The sequence below is a fragment of the Streptomyces sirii genome (genome assembly GCF_045690365.1).
In the GTDB taxonomy this organism is placed as follows: Bacteria; Actinomycetota; Actinomycetes; order Streptomycetales; family Streptomycetaceae; genus Streptomyces; species Streptomyces sirii.
Genome location: NZ_CP147982.1, coordinates 3457025 through 3476632, shown reverse-complemented (window position 1 = coordinate 3476632; position 19608 = coordinate 3457025). Strand labels below are relative to the sequence as shown.

At 73.0% G+C, this 19608-nt stretch carries 11 protein-coding genes; 5 read left to right on the top strand and 6 right to left on the bottom strand.

Features of this window, described 5'->3' with window-relative positions:
- The first annotated feature begins 173 nt into the window (after positions 1-173).
- Both WAB15_RS15570 and WAB15_RS15565 read left to right on the top strand, forming a co-directional pair.
- Positions 174-1688, top strand: a complete 1515-nt coding sequence (locus WAB15_RS15570; RefSeq protein WP_407286628.1) for a sodium:solute symporter — start codon at positions 174-176, stop codon at positions 1686-1688.
- A gap of 94 nt (positions 1689-1782) precedes the next feature.
- On the top strand, positions 1783-3489 hold the full coding sequence (locus WAB15_RS15565; protein ID WP_407286627.1) for a thiamine pyrophosphate-binding protein: 1707 nt from the start codon (positions 1783-1785) through the stop codon (positions 3487-3489).
- Here WAB15_RS15565 and WAB15_RS15560 read toward each other — a convergent pair.
- From WAB15_RS15560 to WAB15_RS15550, 3 genes are read right to left on the bottom strand one after another with little or no spacing between them, the layout of a single operon-like run.
- Positions 3486-4187: a TetR/AcrR family transcriptional regulator gene (locus WAB15_RS15560; RefSeq protein WP_399146827.1), complete on the bottom strand. Its 702-nt coding sequence runs from the start codon at positions 4185-4187 to the stop codon at positions 3486-3488. The two genes, WAB15_RS15565 and WAB15_RS15560, sit on opposite strands and share 4 nt — an antisense overlap.
- The gene (locus WAB15_RS15555; RefSeq protein ID WP_407286626.1) at positions 4184-6304 is read right to left on the bottom strand and encodes a YhgE/Pip family protein; all 2121 of its coding nucleotides are present in this window, start codon (positions 6302-6304) and stop codon (positions 4184-4186) included. The genes WAB15_RS15560 and WAB15_RS15555 overlap by 4 nt, the downstream gene beginning before the upstream one ends.
- Positions 6276-7070: an ATP-binding cassette domain-containing protein gene (locus WAB15_RS15550; protein ID WP_407286625.1), complete on the bottom strand. Its 795-nt coding sequence runs from the start codon at positions 7068-7070 to the stop codon at positions 6276-6278. The genes WAB15_RS15555 and WAB15_RS15550 overlap by 29 nt, the downstream gene beginning before the upstream one ends.
- 231 nt (positions 7071-7301) lie before the next feature.
- On the opposite strand from WAB15_RS15550, the gene WAB15_RS15545 reads away from it, so the two are divergent.
- From WAB15_RS15545 to WAB15_RS15535, 3 genes are all read left to right on the top strand, one after another.
- Positions 7302-10106: a discoidin domain-containing protein gene (locus tag WAB15_RS15545; RefSeq protein WP_407286624.1), complete on the top strand. Its 2805-nt coding sequence runs from the start codon at positions 7302-7304 to the stop codon at positions 10104-10106.
- An 88-nt stretch (positions 10107-10194) separates the two neighbouring features.
- Positions 10195-14070: an ABC transporter ATP-binding protein gene (locus WAB15_RS15540; protein WP_407286623.1), complete on the top strand. Its 3876-nt coding sequence runs from the start codon at positions 10195-10197 to the stop codon at positions 14068-14070.
- A gap of 126 nt (positions 14071-14196) precedes the next feature.
- Positions 14197-15615: a S28 family serine protease gene (locus WAB15_RS15535; RefSeq protein WP_407286622.1), complete on the top strand. Its 1419-nt coding sequence runs from the start codon at positions 14197-14199 to the stop codon at positions 15613-15615.
- A 70-nt stretch (positions 15616-15685) separates the two neighbouring features.
- Here the strand turns inward: WAB15_RS15535 and WAB15_RS15530 are convergent, their stop codons facing one another.
- From WAB15_RS15530 to WAB15_RS15520, 3 genes are all read right to left on the bottom strand, one after another.
- On the bottom strand, positions 15686-17521 hold the full coding sequence (locus tag WAB15_RS15530; protein WP_407286621.1) for a glycoside hydrolase family 3 protein: 1836 nt from the start codon (positions 17519-17521) through the stop codon (positions 15686-15688).
- A gap of 179 nt (positions 17522-17700) precedes the next feature.
- A complete protein-coding gene (locus tag WAB15_RS15525; RefSeq protein ID WP_407286620.1) occupies positions 17701-18516 on the bottom strand; it encodes a sugar phosphate isomerase/epimerase family protein in 816 nt (271 codons plus the stop codon).
- A 41-nt stretch (positions 18517-18557) separates the two neighbouring features.
- Positions 18558-19586: a GNAT family N-acetyltransferase gene (locus WAB15_RS15520; RefSeq protein ID WP_399146819.1), complete on the bottom strand. Its 1029-nt coding sequence runs from the start codon at positions 19584-19586 to the stop codon at positions 18558-18560.
- Positions 19587-19608: the final 22 nt, after the last annotated feature.

Sequence of the window (19608 nt, the reverse complement as noted above, 5' to 3'; positions counted from 1 at the left end):
GAAACGTACACTTCAGCGTCGCCTTCCCGCCTCCTAGGGTCAACCCCCAGACGCGGTGCCCGCCGGGACCCCCGCCCGCCGGGCGCCCGTCTTCCCCCACCCCCTCTCGTCCTCCCTGATTCCTCCCTGTTTCCCTCCCCCCTCTCCCTCGGCGCAGTTGGAAGGGATGGCCCATGGCTGTCGACTACGCGGTGATCGTGCTCTATCTGGCCGGAATGCTCGCCATGGGCTGGTGGGGGATGCGGCGCGCCAAATCCAAGAGCGAGTTCCTGGTGGCGGGGCGGCGCCTCGGCCCCGCGATGTACTCGGGAACCATGGCGGCGATCGTGCTCGGCGGCGCCTCCACCATCGGCGGGGTCGGCCTGGGCTACCAGTACGGCCTCTCCGGGGCCTGGATGGTCTTCACCATCGGACTCGGGCTGCTGGCACTGAGCGTCTTCTTCTCCGCCCGGATCGCCCGGCTGAAGGTCTACACGGTCTCCGAGATGCTGGATCTGCGCTACGGCGGCTCCGCCGGGCTGATCTCCGGCATCGTGATGTGGGCGTACACGCTGATGCTGGCGGTCACCTCGACCATCGCCTACGCGACCATCTTCGATGTGCTCTTCGGCCTGGACCGGTCGCTGTCGATCGTCCTCGGCGGGGCGATCGTCGTCGCCTACTCGACGCTCGGCGGCATGTGGTCGATCACCCTCACCGACATGGTCCAGTTCGTCGTCAAGACGATCGGGGTGCTGCTGCTCCTGCTGCCCATCGCCGTCGTCAAGGCGGGCGGCTTCGCCGCGATGAAGGCACAGCTGCCGGACGACTACTTCGCGCCGCTGGGCATCGGCGGACAGACCGTCTTCACCTACGTGCTGATCTACTCCTTCGGCATGCTGATCGGGCAGGACATCTGGCAGCGGGTGTTCACCGCGCGCGGCGACAAGGTGGCGCGCCTGGGCGGCACCGCGGCCGGGACGTACTGCCTGGTGTACGCGCTCGCCGGTGCGGTCATCGGCACCGCGGCCAAGGTGCTCTACCCGCATCTGGGCAGCCCGGACGACGCCTTCGCGACGATCGTCAAGGACGCGCTGCCGATGGGCGTGCGCGGGCTGGTGCTGGCGGCGGCGCTGTCCGCGGTGATGTCCACGTCCTCGGGGGCGCTGATCGCCTGTGCCACGGTCGCCAACAACGACATCTGGGCCCGGTTGAGGGGCGCGGTGCGCAAGCCGGAGGCCGCGGGCGAGGAGGCGCACGAGTCGGCGCACGACGAGGTGCGCGGCAACCGGCTGTTCATCCTCGTCATGGGCGTCGCGGTCATCGGTATCGCGATCGGTCTGAACGACGTCGTCGCGGCGCTCACCGTCGCCTACAACCTGCTGGTCGGCGGGCTGCTGGTGCCGATCCTGGGCGGGCTGCTGTGGAAGCGCGGCACGGCGGCGGGCGCGCTCGCGTCGGTCGCGGTGGGCGGCCTGGCCGTAGTCGGCCTGATGGTCTCCTTCGGCGTCCTGGCCAACGAGCCGATCTACTACGGGCTGATCGCCTCCCTGGTGGCCTATGTGGCGGTGAGCCTGGCCACCAGGCCCACGGACGCGGCGGTACTGGCCGCCTGGCGGGAGCGGCTGGCCGGGCGGACGGCCGCCGCCCCGAGCACACCGAGCACGTCCGGCGGGACGGCCACCACATCGACCCTGCCCGGCGTTTGAGGCGAGGCGGTCACCACATCAAGCCCGTCCGGCGACTGAGGACGAGCGGCCGCCAGGCCGCGCACAAGCACACCGATACGGAGAGCCGAAAACGATGAGCACCCCGCAACCGTCGCCGAAGCCTTCGCCGACGCCAGCACCGCGCAGCGGAGGCGACCTGGTCGTCGAGTCGCTCACAGCACTCGGCGCGAGTACCGTCTTCGGCCTCCCCGGCCAGCACGCCCTCGGGGTGTTCGACGCGCTGCGCCGCTCCGCGCTGCGCTACGTGGGGCTGCGGGTGGAGAACAACGCGGGCTTCGCCGCCGACGCGTACGCCAGGAGCACCCACGGCGTCGCGCCGCTGCTGGTCTCCACCGGTCCCGGCGCGCTGATGACGCTGCCCGCGCTCCAGGAGGCGGCCGCGGCATCGGCCGCCGTACTGGCCATCGGCAGTCAGGTGCCGTCGGCCGGCGTCGGCGGCGGACGCCACGGCTATCTGCATGAACTCACCGACCAGAGCGCCTCGTTCCGGGGCGTGGTCAAGTCCGTCCACACGGTGCGCACCGCCTCGCAGATCCCGTCGGCGGTGGCCGCCGCCTGGGAGTCGGCCCACAGCGCCCCGCACGGTCCGGTCTGGCTGGAGATCCCGCAGGATGTGCTGCTGGCCGAGGTGGACGTACCGCCGGTGACCGGACTCGACGCCGCGCCGAAGGAGCCGGCGCCCCGGCCCGAGCTGATCGCGGCGGCGGCCGACCGGCTGACGCGGGCCCGGCGGCCGGTGATCCTGGCCGGCGGCGGAGTCGTACGGGCCGGGGCCGAGGCGGAGCTGCTGGCGCTCGCCGAGCGGTTGCGGGCGCCGGTGGCCACCACCTTCGGCGGCAAGGGCGCCTTCCCGTGGGAGCATCCGCTCTCCCTCCAGTCCTGGCTGGAGGACCGCCACACCACGTCCTTCCTGGAGGACGCGGACACCCTGCTGGTCGTCGGCTCCGGGCTGGGCGAACTCTCCTCGAACTACCACACGTTCCGGCCGCGCGGCCGCGTCGTGCAGATCGAGGCGGACCTCGGCAAGCTGGAGTCCAACCATGCCGCGCTGGGCATCCACGCGGACGCCCGGGCGGCCCTGGGCGCGCTGGTCGAGGAGGTGGCGGCACGCGGTGCAGCGGGCGCCGGCGCGGCCGCGGACCCCGAGGCGGACGACCCCGAAGCCGCGGTCCGCGGTCTGCTCGCCCGCGTCCGCGAGCGCCTCGCCGGTCAGCATCTCGACCTGGAGCAGCAGGTGCTGGCCTCGGTGCGGCAGGCGCTGCCGGACGGCGCGGTCAGCTGCTGGGACATGACGATCCTGGCCTACTGGGCCTGGTCGGCCTTCGACCCGCGGGGCACCAACGCGCTGCACTCCGCGCAGGGCGCCGGGGGCCTGGGCTACGGCTTCCCGGCGGCACTGGGCGTGGCCGCCGCGGACCCGGCACGGCCGGTGCTGGCGGTCTCCGGCGACGGCGGCGCGATGTACTCGATCGCCGAGCTGGCCACCGCCCGGCAGTACGACCTGCCGGTGACCTGGCTCATCGTGGACGACGGGGGCTACGGCATCCTGCGCGAGTACATGACCGACGCCTTCGGCGCGGCCACCGCCACCGAACTCGCCCGCCCGGACTTCGCGGCGCTCGCCGGGTCCTTCGGCGTCCCCGCGGTCACCACGAGCCCCGGGCGGCTGGCCGCGGACCTGTCGGCCGCGCTCGCCGCCCCCGGCCCGTCGGTGGTCGTACTCCCGGCCCGGCTGCGGATGTTCGCCCCGACGCACCTGACGGCCGACGCCGACGCCTAGGCGGTGGCTCCGGGGGCGCCGCACCGACCCTCCTGGGGCGGCCGCGCCCCCACCCGCCCCTGCACCAGCCGCGCCAGCGACGCGTGCACCTCCTCGACCGACCGGTCCGGCTGGAAGGACAGCCAGTCCAGGGCGGCGACCAGGACCATGCCGAGGAGGGCGGAGGCGGTCAGGGGGATGTCGAGTTCGTCGGAGAGTTCACCGGTGCGCACCGCGTCGCGCAGGACGGACTCGACGACGGTCAGCGCCCGGCCGCGCACCGACGCCACGGTGGCGCGCCAGCTGCGGTTGGTGCGCCACAGCTCGGCGACGTAGAGCTGGGTGAGGGCCGGGGAGCGGGCGATGAAGTCCAGGCCCGCGCGGATCATGGCGTCGAGTGCGTCGATCCGGGTGCCGCCGCGGCCCGCGGTGGTGTCGGCGGCGTGCTGGAGGGAGTCGGCGAGCTGGTCGAGGCCGTCTCGCAGCAGCTCCTCGTAGAGGACGTTCTTGCTGGCGAAGTTGTAGTAGACGGTGCCCTTGGCGACGCCCGCGCGGTCGGCGATCTCGTCGACGGTGGTGGCGGAGAAGCCCTGTTCGGCGATGAGGGTGACGGCGGCGTCGAAGAGCCGCCGGCGGGTGGCCGAGCGGCGGGAGTTGGGGGCGCCCCCCGGTGCGGTGCCGCGGACGGCACCGCACCGGGGGCCCGGGGGAAGGCTCACAGGCTGAGTTCCGGGTGCAGGTCCTTCATCCGTACGACCTGCCGGCCGCGCGCCGCGAGGGCGGTGAGCGCCAGCGCGCCGAGGGTGAAGGCGCCAAGGACCGCGCAGCCCTGCCAGACGACGGTGAGGTCGCCGCCGGTGATCAGACGGCGCAGACCGTCGACGACGTAACTCATCGGCAGGAAGGGGTGGATGGCGGAGAAGAACCCGGGGCTGGTCTGCACCGGGTAGGTGCCGCCCGCCGAGGTCAGCTGGAGCATCAGCACGACCAGGGTCAGCACCCGGCCGGCCGGGCCGAAGAAGGCGCTCAGCAGCTGGATGATGGCCGTGAAGCAGGCCGTGGCCAGCAGCAGGAAGCCGATGGTGCCGGCCGAGCGGACCATCTCCAGGCCGAGGGCCCAGTGCAGTACGGCCATCAGGGCCAGCACCTGGACGACGCCGACGGCGAAGGCCGGCAGCCAGGAGCCGAGGGCGATCCGCCAGCCCGGGGCGCCCGCGGCCAGCGCGCGCTTGCCCAGCGGCTGGAGCAGCATGAACGCGACCATCGCGCCGACCCAGAGGGAGAGCGGGATGAAGTACGGCGCCAGGCCGGTGCCGTAGTTGGGCGCCTTGTGCAGGGACTTGGCGGCCAGCTCGACCGGGTCGGCCATCACCTCGGTGCGGGCGTCGCGGTCCTTCTTGTCGTAGTCCGGGATCTTGGCGACACCGCTGTGCAGCCCGTCGGCCAGCTGGTTGGCGCCGTCCTTGAGCTTGAACAGGCCGCCGGTGAGCTTCTCGGCGCCGTCCTTGGCGTCGCCGAGCCCGTTGTGGACCTTGCCGGCGCCGTCGGCGACCTTGCCGGCGCCGTCGGAGAGCGCGCCGATGCCGTCGGCGAACTGGCCCGCGCCCTGGGAGACCTTGTGGGCACCGGCGTTGAGCTGGTTGATCTGACCGATCGCGGTGTCCGCCCGGTCGGCGATGCCCGGTGCCTCGTCGGCGACCCGGTCGGCGACCTGGTGCAGCTCGCGCAGCTTGCCGTGCAGCTGCCCGAAGTCGGTACGGGCGATGGTGTCGTTGACCTTCTCCGCCGCGTCGGCGGCGAGGGCGCTGCCCTGCGCGATGCCCTTCAGCTTGGCGCAGTCGGGGTCGGTGGACACGAGCCCGCCGCAGCGTTCCTGGTACAGCGCCGCGGCGTCGTCGGCGTTCTTGCGTGCCTGCGCGGCCGCCCTGGCGGAGTTGCCCGGCAGCTTGTCGAGGTCCTCGTCGAGCGCCTGGGTGAGGTCGGCGACGGTCCGTGCCTTCTCGCCGATCTCCTTGCCGTGCTCCCGCAGGTAGGGGAGGTCCTTCCGGGCGATGCCCTGGACCTTGTCGGCCAGTTGCTGGGTGCCGTCGGCGACCTGGCCCGCGCCCTGGCTGAGCTGCCGGGCCTTCGAGGCGGCCTCCCTGGCGCCCTTGCTCACCTGGCCCGCGCCCTGGCTGACCGCGCCCGAGCCCTCGTCGAGCTTGCCCAGCCCGTCGGCCAGTTCACCCGTCTTGTCCTTCGCCGTGCCGAGCCCGTCGTCGACCTTGCCGGCTCCGTCGGCCGCCTCGGCCGTCTTGTCGTGCAGGTCGGAGAACGACACGAAGATCTTGTCGAGCATGGCCCGGGACGACGTCGACGACGTCTTCGCGCGCAGCTCGGAGAAGACCGTCTTGGAGATCGAGCCGACGATGTAGCTGTTGGCGTCGTTCGTACGGACCTTGAGCGCGCCGGTCTGCGGGTCGTCGCCGGAGCTGGAGGCGATCCGCTCGCTGAAGTTCGCCGGGACCGTCAGGGACAGGTAGTACGTGCCGTCCTCGACGCCCTTGGCGGCGTCCGCGGCGCTGACCTCCTGCCAGTCGAAGGTCTTGCTGTCCTTGACCTTCTCGGCCAGGTCGTCGCCGGCGGTGAGCTTCTTGCCGTCGGCGGTGGCCCCCCGGTCGTCGTTGACCAGCGCCACCGGGATCTTGTCCAGGCGGGCGTAGGGGTCCCAGAAGGAGCAGAGGTACAGCGCCCCGTACAGCAGGGGGATCAGCATCAGGGCGACCAGCCCCAGCCGGGGCAGCTTTCCCCTGCCGAAGCGCCTGAGCTCAAGCGCGGCCAGTTTCGGCGAACGCATGCGCCGCTTCCTCCTCGGTGGTGTGTGCGGTGGCCGGGACGTCCTGGCCGGGTGCCGGGTCGGCGGGCGCCGCGGCGGCCGCGGGCGCGGTGCGGACGACCAGTGCGTCCGCCGGTGCGTCGCTGCCGACGGCGACGACGGTGGTGCCGGACAGCGCGAGGTCCCGCAGCAGCTGCCAGGCCTGGTCGCGTTCGGCCGCGGAGAGCTTGAGGTCGACGTCGTCGACGGCCAGCAGCTGCGGGCCGTGCATCACCGCGAGCGCGATGGACAGCCGCAGCGCCTCGATCCGCTCCAGGTCGCGGACGGCGGTGCCCAGGCCCTTGGGGAGCACGTCGGCGTCGAGCCCGGAGGCCGTCAGCGCGGCGTCCATCCGGGCCCGGGTGGCGGCCTTGTGCTGCTTGCCCCAGGGGAGCGAGCCCTTCAGCCGCCGCCCCAACAGGGCCTGTTCCTTGAGGTGTTCGCCGACCGTGAGAGCCGGTTCGAGGTCGGCGACGCCCGTGACGTGGGCGATGGCGGTGCGGGCGCGTACCGTCCCGATCCGCTTGGGCAGCGGGAATCCGGCGACCGTCGCCGTGCCCGTGGTGATCCGCATCCGGCCGGTGAGGGCGAGCAGCAGGCAGGTGCGCCCGGAGCCCGAGGGGCCCTGGACGGCGATCAGTGAGCCCGGGTCCGCGGCGATGTCGACGCCTTGGAAGGCCCACCCCCGTGGGCCCCGCACTCCGATTCCCCTGGCGCCGACCGCCGCCCCCTGGCGGGTGGTGTTCACAAACCCCTCCCCTTTTGATCTGACTGGTCAGTCTAAAAGTGTGCCGCATGCGTGGCGCTTTGACCAATCGGAGCAATATGAGCCGAGCCGTCGGCGCGTCGATAAGGCCAAGTCCGTGACCCGGACGGCCTATTCGTCCTAGGGTGCGGTGAAGGCGGGGGCCTGATGATGTTCAAGGTGAAGTCCGTGTCGCGGGCCGCGGCACGGACCGCGTACGTACGACGGAGAACCATGGAACTCTCGGCACCTTCCCCCGCGGACCGCGCACCGCAGGACCCGGACCGACCGCGCCGCGGGCCCGCCCCCCGCCGCTCCCGCGGGCTCGTCGCCCCGATACTCGCCACCGCGCTGGTCGCCGCCCTCGCGCCCATATCGGCGTCCGCCGCGCCGCCGCGGCCGCCGTCCGGCGCCCCGGCCTCCCAGGGCCCCTGCGAGCAGGGCGACGGCTGGAGCGCCACCGCCACCGGGATCGACCCCAAGGACAGCCACCACGCCTACGTCGGCAACGGCTACCTCGGACAGCGGGTGCCGCCCAACGGCACCGGCTACGCCGCCCCCGGCGGCAAGACCGGCTGGCCGCTGAAGACCCCCGCCTACGACGGCTCGTTCGTCTCCGGGCTGTACGCCAAGGGTCCCGAGAACGTCGAGGGGCGGCAGGCCGTCGCCGCCATCCCCACCTGGACCACCCTCGACGTCACCACCGGCGGCGAGCGCCCCGACACCTTCTCCTCCGCCACCCGACCGGGCCGGATCTCGCACTACCGCCAGACCCTCTCGCTGCGCTGCGGCTTCGTCCGCACGTCGCTGACCTGGACGGCCGCCGACGGCCGCAGCACGGACCTGGTCTACGACGTGCTCGCCGACCGCAACGACGCGCACACCGGTGCCGTACGCCTGCGGATGACGCCCCACTGGAGCGGCGCCGCCACCGTCACCGACACCCTCGACGGACGCGGCGCCCGCCGGGTGCAGCCGTCCAAGACCCCCGCCGGCGGCAGGGGAGCCCCCGGCACGATGGACGTCGGCTTCCGCACGGACGGCACGAAGACCGAGGGCGCGGTGGCCTCCACCCTGCGCACCGGCCCGCAGGTGCGCCCGGCGCAGCCCCGCCGGGAGCCGCGGGCCGACGGGCTGACCAGCCGGCAGCGGGCGACCTTCCCGGTCCGCGGCGGCCGGACGTACGAGCTGACCAAGTACGTCGGCGTGGACACCGCGCTCACCTCCCGCTCCCCGCGCGCCGCCGCCCGCGCCGCCGCGCTGCGGGCCGCCGACCGCGGCTGGCCGGACCTGTTCGCCCGGCACACCGCCGCCTGGCAGCGCCTGTGGCGCTTCGACATCGAGGTCCACGGGCGGCCCGACCTGCAGTCCTGGGTGCGCTCGGCGCAGTACGGACTGCTGTCCGCCACCCGCACCGGCAGCGCCAACAGCATCGGCCCGACCGGTCTGACCAGCGACAACTACGCCGGCGAGGTCTTCTGGGACGCCGAGACCTGGATGTACCCGGGGCTGCTCGCCGGCCACCCCGCACTCGCCAGGTCGATCGTCGACTACCGCTACCGCACCCGGGAGCGGGCCCGCGCCAACGCCGAGAAGCTCGGCTACGACGGGCTGTTCTACCCCTGGACCAGCGGCAGCGACGGCGCCCTGTGGAGCGAGTGCCACAGCTGGGACCCGCCGCACTGCCGGACCCAGAACCACCTCATGGGCGATATCTCCCTCGCCGCCTGGCAGTACTACCTCGCCACCAAGGACACCGCCTGGCTGCGCTCCCGCGGCTGGCCGGTCCTCAAGGGCATCGCCGAGTTCTGGGCCTCCCGGGCCACCCGCAACGCCGATGGCAGCTACTCGGTCAAGAACGTCGCCGGTCCGGACGAGTACAGCAACGGCGTCACCGACGGCGTCTTCACCAACGCCGGCGCCGCCACCGCGCTGCGGCACGCCACCCGCGCCGCCGCACTCCTCGGCGAGCGGGCACCCGCCTCCTGGACCACCGTCGCCGACCACCTGCGGATCCCCTACGACAGCCGCAACAAGGTCTTCGAGCAGTACGCCGGCTACCGGGGCACGACCATCAAGCAGGCCGACACCGTCCTGCTGATGTACCCGCTGGAATGGCCGATGTCGCCCACACAGGCCTCGCGCACGCTGGACTTCTACGCCGCGCGCACCGACCCGGACGGCCCGGCCATGACCGACTCGGTGCACGCCATCGACGCGGCCGGGATCGGCGAGCCGGGCTGCTCGACGTACACCTATCTGCTGCGCTCCATCAAGCCGTTCGTGCGCGGGCCGTTCGCGCAGTTCTCCGAGGCGCGCGGCAGCAAGGCCGGTGCCTCGGACCCGCACGCCGGGCAGCCCGCGCAGGACTTCCTCACCGGCAAGGGCGGATTCCTGCAGACCTTCACCCACGGGCTGACGGGCCTGCGGCTGCGCGAGGACCGGGTGCGGCTGGACCCGATGCTGCCGCCGCAGCTGTCCGACGGCGTCACCCTGCGCGGTCTGCGCTGGCAGGGGCGGACGTACGACGTGGCGATCGGGGCGCACCAGACCACCGTGCGGCTGACCTCCGGGGCGCCGATGACCGTCGAGTCGCCCCAGGGCGAGCAGCTCGTCAGCCGGGGCGTGCCGGCCGTCCTCAAGACCCGCCGCCCCGATCTGGCCGCGACCTCGAACGCCGCCCGGTGCACTCCGGCCACGGCGACCTCGGAGGAGCCCGGGATGTACGCGGCCGCCGCGGTCGACGGCAACGACACCACCGCCTGGGTCCCGAACGCAGCCACCGGCACCCTCACCGTCGACCTCGGCCGCACCACCCGCGTCGGCCAGATCACCCCGCACTGGACCGCCACCCGCCCCAAGGCCTATCGGGCGGAGGTCTCCACGGACGGTGAGCACTGGACGGGGACGGGGTACGCGGGCCGGACCCCCGCCCGGTACGTACGGGTCGTGGTGGAGGGCGACCGCACCCCGGCGGCCGACGGAAAGCCCAGGCCGCACCCGGGAATCACGGAGCTCACGGTGCAGCGGGTGAAGTGATCACGAGCCGGATTGTTACGACGGGATGAAAATCGCACCCCGCGGCGTTGGTGCCTGGCGATAGGCGTCGACGGGTGGGAGGCATGGGGTGGCGGGCGCGGATACGGACAAGGTCCGGGTGGGCTGGGCGCGGCGGCTGACCCGCGACTGCTGGCAGTACAGGAAGGACGTCCTGTTCGCGCTCGGCTCCTCGCTCGCCGGGATGGGCGTGCTGGGGCTGATCCCGCTCGTGCCGAAGCTGATCATCGACGATGTCATCGTCCGGCACGAGCGGTCCCTCGCCCTGTGGTCCGGCGTGCTGATCGCGGCCGCCGTGGTCGTCTACGTCCTGACCTACCTGCGCCGCTTCTACGGCGGCCGGCTCGCCCTGGACATCCAGCACGATCTGCGGACCCGGATGTTCGCCGCGATCTCCCGGCTCGACGGCCGGCGGCAGGACGAGCTGAGCACCGGCCAGGTCGTCGGCCGCGCCACCAGCGACCTGCAGCTGATCCAGAGCCTGTTGTTCATGCTGCCGATGATGGTCGGCAGCGTGCTGCTCTTCGTGGTCTCGCTGGTGGTGATGGCGGTCCTCTCGCCGCTGCTGACGGTCATCGCGCTCGCCGTCGCCCCCGCCCTGTGGTTCATCGCCCAGCGCAGCCGGGTGCGGCTCTTCCCCGCCACCTGGTACGCCCAGAGCCAGGCCGCCGCGGTGGCCGGCGTCGTGGACGGCGCCATATCCGGCGTCCGGGTCGTCAAGGGCTTCGGCCAGGAGGAGCAGGAGACCGGCAAGCTGCGCGAGGTCTCCGGCCGGCTGTTCGCCGGGCGGCTGCGCACGGTCCGCCTCAACGCCCGCTACACCCCTGCGCTCCAGGCCGTACCCGCCCTCGGCCAGGTCGCGATGCTCGCCCTCGGCGGCTGGATGGCCACCCAGGGACAGATCACCCTCGGCACCTTCGTCGCCTTCTCCACGTATCTGGCGCAGCTGGTCGGCCCGGTCAGGATGCTGGCGGTGATGCTGACCGTCGGACAGCAGGCGCGCGCCGGCGTGGAGCGGGTCTACGAGCTGATCGACACCGAACCCTTCATCCAGGAGCGCGCGGACGCCCACGAACTGCCCGCCGACGCCCCGGCCACCGTCGCCTTCGACCGGGTGACGTTCGGCTACGCACCGACCCACGACGGCGACGGGACCGGCCCCGCCCGCCCCGTCCTGGAGGACTTCTCGCTGCGCATCGAGGCCGGCGAGACGGTCGCCGTGGTCGGCACGTCCGGCAGCGGCAAGTCCACCGTCTCCCTGCTGCTGCCCCGCTTCTACGACGTCACCTCGGGCCGCGTCCTGGTCGGCGGCCACGACGTGCGCTCGCTGACGCTCCCGTCGCTGCGGGCCGCCATCGGCCTGGTCCCCGAGAGCAGCTTCCTGTTCTCCGACTCGGTGCGCGACAACATCGCCTACGGCCAAGCGGAGACCACCGACGAGCAGGTGCGCGCCGCGGCCCGCGCCGCCCAGGCCGACGGCTTCATCTCCGCCCTCCCCGAGGGCTACGACACCGAGGTCGGCGAGCAGGGGCTGACCCTGTCCGGCGGCCAGCGGCAGCGCATCGCGCTGGCCCGGGCCATCCTCACCGACCCCCGGCTGCTCGTACTCGACGACGCGACCTCCGCGGTCGACGCCCGGGTCGAGCACGAGATCCACGAGGCGCTGCGCGGCGTCATGGCGGGCCGTACGACCCTGCTCATCGCACACCGCGCCTCCACCCTGGCGCTCGCCGACCGGGTCGCCGTCCTCGACGGCGGGCGGCTGGTCGACGTCGGCACCCAGGACGAACTGGCCGAGCGATGTCCGCTCTACCGCAGGCTGCTGACCGACCCCGAGGAACTGGGCGGTATCGAGCGCGACCCGGCGGGCGAACTGGTCGGCGCCCGCACCGCGACCGGGCTGCTGGAGTACACCCCCGACGGCGCCGGACCGGACGGGCTCGACCCCTTCGACGGCGAGCCGGACGGCGAGCCGGGCCGGACGGTCCCGGCGGCCGGAGCCGTCACCCCCGAGCTGTGGGTCCGCCGCGAGCAGGACGCCGAGGCGGGCGGGGCCGGCGTCGCGCCCCGCGCGGCCGCCGCCGGGCCCGGCCTGGGCGCCGCGACGGCCGGCACCCCGGCGACGGCCGAACTGCTCGCCCAGGTCGCCGCGCTGCCGCCGGCCGAGGACACCCCCGGCATCGACGAGGACCGGGCGGTGCGCCCCGAGCGCGCCTACGGCCTGCGCCGGCTGCTGCACGGCTTCGGCGGGCCGCTGGCCCTCGCCCTGGCGCTGGTCGCCGTGGACGCCGTCGCCGGGCTGATGCTGCCGGTCCTGATCCGCCACGGCATCGACGAGGGTGTCCGCCGGGGCGTGCTCGCCGGCGTCTGGGCCGCCGCCGCGCTCGCCCTGATCGTGGTGCTCGCCCAGTGGGCCGCGCAGATCGGCGGCAACCGCATGACCGGCCGCACCGGCGAGCGGGTCCTGTACTCCCTCCGCCTGAAGATCTTCGCGCAGCTCCAGCGCCTCGGGCTGGACTACTACGAGCGCGAGCTGACCGGCAAGATCATGACCAGGATGACGACGGACGTCGACGCGCTCTCCACGTTCCTGCAGACCGGCCTGGTCACCGCCCTGGTCTCGATGCTGACGTTCTTCGGCATCCTCATCGCGCTGCTCGCCATCGACGTCCAGCTCGCCCTGGTCGTCTTCGCCACCCTCCCGCCGCTGATCATCGGCACGTACTTCTTCCGCAAGCAGAGCGTCAAGGCCTACGAGCTTGCCCGCGAACGGATCAGCACCGTCAACGGCGACCTCCAGGAGAACGTGGCCGGGCTGCGGATCGTCCAGGCGTTCCGGCGCGAGCGGCGCGGCCAGGAGCGCTTCGCCGAGCGCAGCGACGCCTACCGCCGGGCCCGGGTCCACGGCCAGTTCCTGATATCCGTGTACTTCCCGTTCGTCCAGCTGCTGTCCTCGGTGGCGGCCGCCCTGGTGCTGATCGTCGGCGCCGGTCGGGTCGGCTCGGGCACCCTCACGGCCGGTGCCCTGGTGGCCTATCTGCTCTACATCGACCTCTTCTTCGCCCCCGTCCAGCAGCTCTCCCAGGTCTTCGACGGTTACCAACAGGCGTCCGTCTCGCTCGGCCGCATCCAGGAGCTGCTGCGCGAGCCGACCACCACCCCCGCCGCCGAGCGCCCCCGCGAGGTGCCTGCGCTGCGCGGCGAGATCGTCTTCGACGACGTCGACTTCCACTACGGCAAGAGCCAGGAGCCGGCGCTCGCGGGCATCAAGCTCGCCATACCGGCCGGCCAGACCGTGGCCTTCGTCGGCGAGACCGGCGCCGGCAAGTCCACCCTGGTCAAGCTGGTCGCGCGGTTCTACGACCCGTCCTCCGGCGCCGTCCGGATCGACGGCACCGACCTGCGCGAACTGGACCTGACCGGCTACCGCCGCCGCCTGGGGGTGGTCCCCCAGGAGTCCTACCTCTTCGCCGGCACGGTCCGCGACGCCATCGCCTACGGCCGCCCGGACGCCACCGACGCCGAGGTCGAGGCCGCGGCCCGGGCCGTCGGCGCCCACGAGATGATCGCCACCCTGGAGGGCGGCTACCTCCACGAGGTCGCCGAGCGCGGCCGCAACCTCTCCGCCGGCCAGCGGCAGCTGCTGGCGCTGGCCCGCGCCGAACTCGTCGACCCGGACGTGCTGTTGCTCGACGAGGCCACCGCGTCCCTCGACCTCGCCACCGAAGCCGTCGTCAACCAGGCCACCGACCGCCTCGCCGGCGCCCGCACGACCATGATCGTCGCCCACCGCCTGACCACCGCCGCCCGCGCGGACCGCGTCGTGGTCCTCGACCAGGGCCGCATAGCCGAGGACGGCAGCCATGCGCAACTCCTCGCGCGCAACGGGCGGTATGCGCGGCTGTGGCGCACCTTCACGGGCGAGGAGGAGGAACTGGTGGCCTGACGGCCCGTGCGGCGCGGGCCCTCCCCGCGCCGCGGGGGAGATCCACCGGATGGCGCCGGGGGCTGGTGGCACCCCCCGCGCGCCGATAGGTTCAGCTGCACCTTTGCTATCCCAAGGGGAGGGTGCATGCACAAGGCCACCAGATGGCTGCTGTCGCTCGCCGTGCTCATAGGCACGGCCGCAGCCGGCGGCGCCTCGGCGGGAGCGGCCACCGCCGCCGAGCCGAAGACCGAGGACATCAAGGACCGGATCCTGGCGATCCGGGGGATGAGCCTCGTAGAGGAGAAGCCGGTCGACGGCTACCGCTACTTCGTTTTGAACTACACCCAGCCGATTGACCACCGGCACCCCTCGAAGGGGACCTTCCAGCAGCGACTGACCCTGCTGCACAAGTCGGACGACCGCCCGACGGTGTTCTTCACCTCGGGCTACAACGTCGGCACCACGCCGTCCCGCAGTGAACCCACCAAGATCATCGACGGCAACCAAGTCTCCTTGGAGTACCGCTACTTCACCCCGTCCCGGCCCGCGCCCACGGACTGGAAGAAGCTGGACATCCGGCAGGCCGCCAACGACCAGCACCGCATATTCCAGGCGCTGCACGGCATCTACGGCAAGAACTGGATCGCCACCGGCGGCAGCAAGGGCGGCATGACCGCCACGTACTACCGCCGCTTCTTCCCGCACGACATGAACGGCACCGTCGCCTACGTCGCGCCCAACGACGTGCGCAACGACGAGGACGCCGCCTACGACCGGTTCTTCCAGACCGTCGGGACCGCGCAGTGCCGCACCGCCCTCGCCGCCATCGAGCGCGAGGCCCTGGTGCGCCGCGGGGAGATGGTCGACCGCTTCCAGGCCTGGGCCGACAAGGAGAAGCAGACCTTCAAGACCGTCGGCAGCGCCGACCGGGCCTACGAAGTCATGGTCACGGACCTGGTGTTCGGCTTCTGGCAGTACCAGCCCGCCGAGACCGCCTGCGCCGAGGTGCCCAAGCCGACCGTCTCCACCGACGAGCTGTGGAAGTGGATGGACAAGGTCGGCGGCTTCGACAGCTACACCGACCAGGGCATGGAGCCGTACACGCCGTACTACTACCAGGCCGGCACCCAGCTCGGCGAGCCCGGCTACGCCTACCCGAACCTGGTCGGCCTGCTGAAGTACCCCGGCATCAACAACTCCCGCACCTTCGTCCCCAAGGACATCCCGATGCGCTTCGACGCGCGCGCGATGCCCGACGTCGACCGCTGGGTGCGCCACCACGCCAACCGGATGATGTTCGTCAACGGCGAGTACGACCCGTGGAGTTCGGAGCACTTCGAGCTCGGCGCGGGAGCCCGTGACTCGTACCTGTTCACCGTCCCCGGCGGCAACCACGGCTCCAACATCGCCAAGCTGAAGGAGGCCGACCGCACCAAGGCCACCGCCGAGCTCCTGGACTGGGCCGGCGTCCCCGCCCCGAGCGGTCAGGCCACCCCGCTGGCCCCGTACAACAAGAAGCTGGACAAGCAGGAGATCCGCCGCGTGCCGATGCTGCGGCCGTGACGCACTGAGAAGACGCCACGGCGCGCTCCCCGCGGCAGGGGAGCGCGCCGTGACCGTGACCGACGGCGGGTCAGGGATAGGCCAGGCCGTGGCCGATCGGGAACAACTCCTGATCGGGGGCGTCGGCGCGCATTATCGCCACCGGCAGCCGGCCCGCCGGGTCCCGCCGCCCGACGATCACCCGGGCCGCCGCCCGTAGCTCCACATCCGTCCAGGAGTAGCTCGCCAGGGCCGCCCGGACGCCGTCGAGCCGGGCGATGTCGTAGGGGTTGCGGACCGCCAGCTGCACCACCGGCTTGCCGGTGCCCAGCAGCGCGGCGACCAGCTTGCGCTGGGACGATCCGGCCGAGACGTTGTACGTCGCGACCACTACCGCGTCCCGCTCGCCGAGCGCCGCCACCGCCTCGTCGATCCGCCGCTGGTCCGGCGTCATGCCCGTGGCCAGCGCATGGGCGGTGAAGCCCAGCTCGGTCAGGGCCTTCGCCAGCACCGCGGTCGGCGGACCGCCGGTCCCCGACGGCGCGGCCGCGTCCGCCCCCACCACCAGCACCCGGGGCTGCCGCCGCCGCGACAGCGGCAGGACGCCGCCGTCGTTGCGCAGCAACGTGGTCGTACGGCCCGCGATCCGGTCCGCGGCGGCCAGATGCTCGCGGGTGCCGACCACCCGGTCCACGTCCTGGTGCGTGGTGTACGGGTCCCGGAACAGCCCGCGCCGCTCCTTGAGCAGCAGGATGCGCAGCAGCTTGGCGTCGATGTCGGGCTCCGCCAGCTCGCCCTCGGCCATGGCCTTGACGACGGCGGCGTGCGCCACGGACAGATCCGGCGGGTTCAGCAGCTGGTCGACGCCCGCCTTGAGCGCCAGGACCGGCACCCGGGCGTCGCCGTACTTCACCCGTACGCCCTCCATGCCGAGTGAGTCCGTCACCACCACACCGTCGTAGCCGAGCCGTTCGCGCAGGATGCCGGTGAGGATCGGGCGGGAGAGCGTGGCCGGGTCCTCGCTCGGGTCGAAGGCGGGCACGACGATATGCGCCGTCATGATCGAATCGATACCGGCGTCGATCGCCGCCCGGAAGGGCGGCGCGTCCAGCCGCTCCCACTCCTCGGCGCTGTGGTGGATGTACGGCAGCCCGACATGGCTGTCGGTGTCGGTGTCGCCGTGCCCGGGGAAGTGCTTGGCGCAGGCCGCGACCCCGCCGTCCTGATAGCCCTTCACCTGGCTGCCGACCATACGGGCCACGGCCTGCGGGTCGGCGCCGAAGGAGCGGACGCCGATCACCGGATTGGCGGGATTGACGTTGACGTCGGCGACCGGCGCGTAGTCCTGCCGGATGCCCATGGCGTACAGCTCCCGACCGGCGATCCGGCCCGCCGTACGCGCCCCCGCGGCGCTGCCGCCCGCGCCGAGCGCCATCGCCCCGGGCAGCAGCGTCGCGGGGGCGCCGACCCGGGCCACTATGCCGTGTTCCTGGTCCGTGGAGATCAGCAGCGGCACGGGGACCCGCTGGGCGGCGGCGGCCTTCTGGATGCCGTTGGACAGATCGGCGATCTGATGCGGTTCGCGGGTGTTGTGCGCCCAGCTGAAGTAGATGATGCCGCCGACGTGGTACTTGGCGATCAGTTCCGCGGCGTTGGCGACGCCGATCTCCTTCCGGTTCGCGGCCACGTCCGCCGGGTCGGGGTCGGTGGCGGAGTGACCGTAGACCCGCATCACGAAGAGCTGGCCGGCCTTCTCCTCCGGCGTCATACGGGCGATGAGGCGGCGCAGCCGGGCCAGGGTGCCGGCATCGGGGACGGGCTGCCGCCCGGGGGTGGGTGGGGCGGCGTGCGCGGGCACGGCGCCGGCGACAGCGGCGGCAGCGGCCGCGGCGGCCGCGGTGGTCAGGACGGTACGTCTGGAGTGCATCTGCGCTCCTTCCGGGGGGCTTCCTCGACTCGTTGAAGGAAACTTCCAAGGAGACACGGATAGCCGGAAAACTATTGTCGGTCAATGACTCCATCCGAGGCGGCGCCCAGCTCTTGCGGGGCGGGCCGAGGTGTGTGAGGGGGCGTCAAAATCGTGCGCGGCGGACCAGGGTGGGCCGGTCAGGTGGCGGTGTCCTCCAGGAGCCGCTGGAGGTATGCCCGGCCCGGGGCCAGCAGGTCGGGGAGGTCCGGGGCCTGGGGGTACCAGCGCTTCTCGTACTCCCAGCACAGCCAGCCGCCCCGGCCCCGGCCGTCGGCGTCCTCGAACGCGGGCGCGGGACCCTGGGCGCCCCGGACCAGCGCGGCCAGGACGGCGCCCAGCGGCACGGCGCCCGCGCCGAGCGGGACGGGAGTGGTGTCCTTCGCCGAGACGACGTCCTTGACCTGGACGTAGCCCAGCTGCGGGGCGAGCGCGGCATGGGTGTCGGCGGGCTCCTCGCCACCGAGCCAGCTGTGCAGCACATCCCACAGCGCGCCGATATGGCGATGGCCCACCGGGCCCAGGATCCGGGCGGCGGCCGCGCCCGTACGGTGCGAGTCATGGGTCTCCAGCAGGACCCGGACGCCCCGCTCGGCCGCGAGCGGAGCCACCGCGGCGAGCCGCCGGGCGGCATCGGCCTCCGCCTCGGCCGCCGGCCGCCCGCCGCCCCCGGGGAACACCCGCACGAAGTGCGCCCCCAGATCGGCGGCGAGCCACACCAGCTCGCTCAGCTCGTGCGCCAGCTCCTCCTCGCCCGCCGCGTCCCGCGCGGCGGCGACCCGGGCGTACCCGGCGACGGCCAGCACCTCGACACCGGCGTCGGCGAACTGCCCGCGCACCGCGGCCCGTTCGCGCATCCCCAGCAGTGGGTGCACCGGCTCCTCCGCATGGGCGCGCAGCTCGACCCCCTGATACCCGGCGCGGGTGGCCAGCCGCAGGACGTCGGCCACGGGCATGCCGGGCACCCCGAGAGTGGAGAACGCCCAACGCACCGCCGTCACAGCTTCAGCCGCCAGTCCTGGCCGACCAGGTCGCGCCCGAAGCTGCGGTGCGGCGACTCGGCGACCAGCTCGAACCCCGCCTGCTGATAGATCCTGCGGGCCGACACGAGCACGGAGTTGGTCCACAGGACCAGCTCCTTGTAGCCGGCGTCCCGGGCGAACTCCACACAGGAGTCGACGAGTCGGCGCCCCAGGCCGTGCCCCCGGGCGCCGGGCTCCACGAGCAGCAACCGCAGCCGGGCGACCCCCGGCCTGCCGTCCCGTACACACATCACCGCGCCACCGCGCTCGCCGTCCAGCTCCGCTATCCAGGTGCGGTCCCACCGCGGGTCGAAGTCCTCGGCGTACTCCGCGACGATCCGGGCCACCAGTGCCTCATAGCTCAGATCGAAGCCGTACTCGGCGGCGTAGAGCGCGGCGTTGCGCTCCACCATCCAGCCCAGGTCCCCGGGGCGGGAGGTGCGCAGCGCGACCTCGGCCGCCGGGGCCCGGCCACCTGGTCGGCCCTGCGGCGCCGCTGCGGCGTCCTCGGTGCCGTCCCCGTCCTCCGCGCCCTCGCCGAGGACGGTGCGGATCGTCCGCATCGAGGCGACCACGCGGTCCCGGTCCGCCGCCGGGAGGTCCCGCAGCAGCGAGCCCGCGGCGTCCTGCGAGCGCTCCTCCAGCAGGCCGGCCGCCTCCCGGCCGTCCTCGGTGAGGGTGATGCGCTGGCGGCGGGGGTCCCGCTCGGACCGGCCGCGGCTGATCAGCTCGCGCTGCTCGAACTTCCCCAGCAGCCGGCTGAGATAGCCGGCGTCCAGGGAGAGCGAGGAGCGCAGGTCCGCGGCGTCCACCCGCTGGTGGTGGGCGAGCTCGTAGAGCACCCGGGCCTCGGTGAGGGTGAAGGGCGTGTACAGATGCCGGCCGTAGTCGAGCGCGCCGATCAGGTTCGTGTAGAAGCGGTTGAATCTGCGCAGCTCGCGGATGTCGGCCGCGGAGCGGGACGCCGCGCCGGGCGCCGTATCGGATGCCGTACCGGTTGTCATCGTCGACCACCTCACCCTTGAC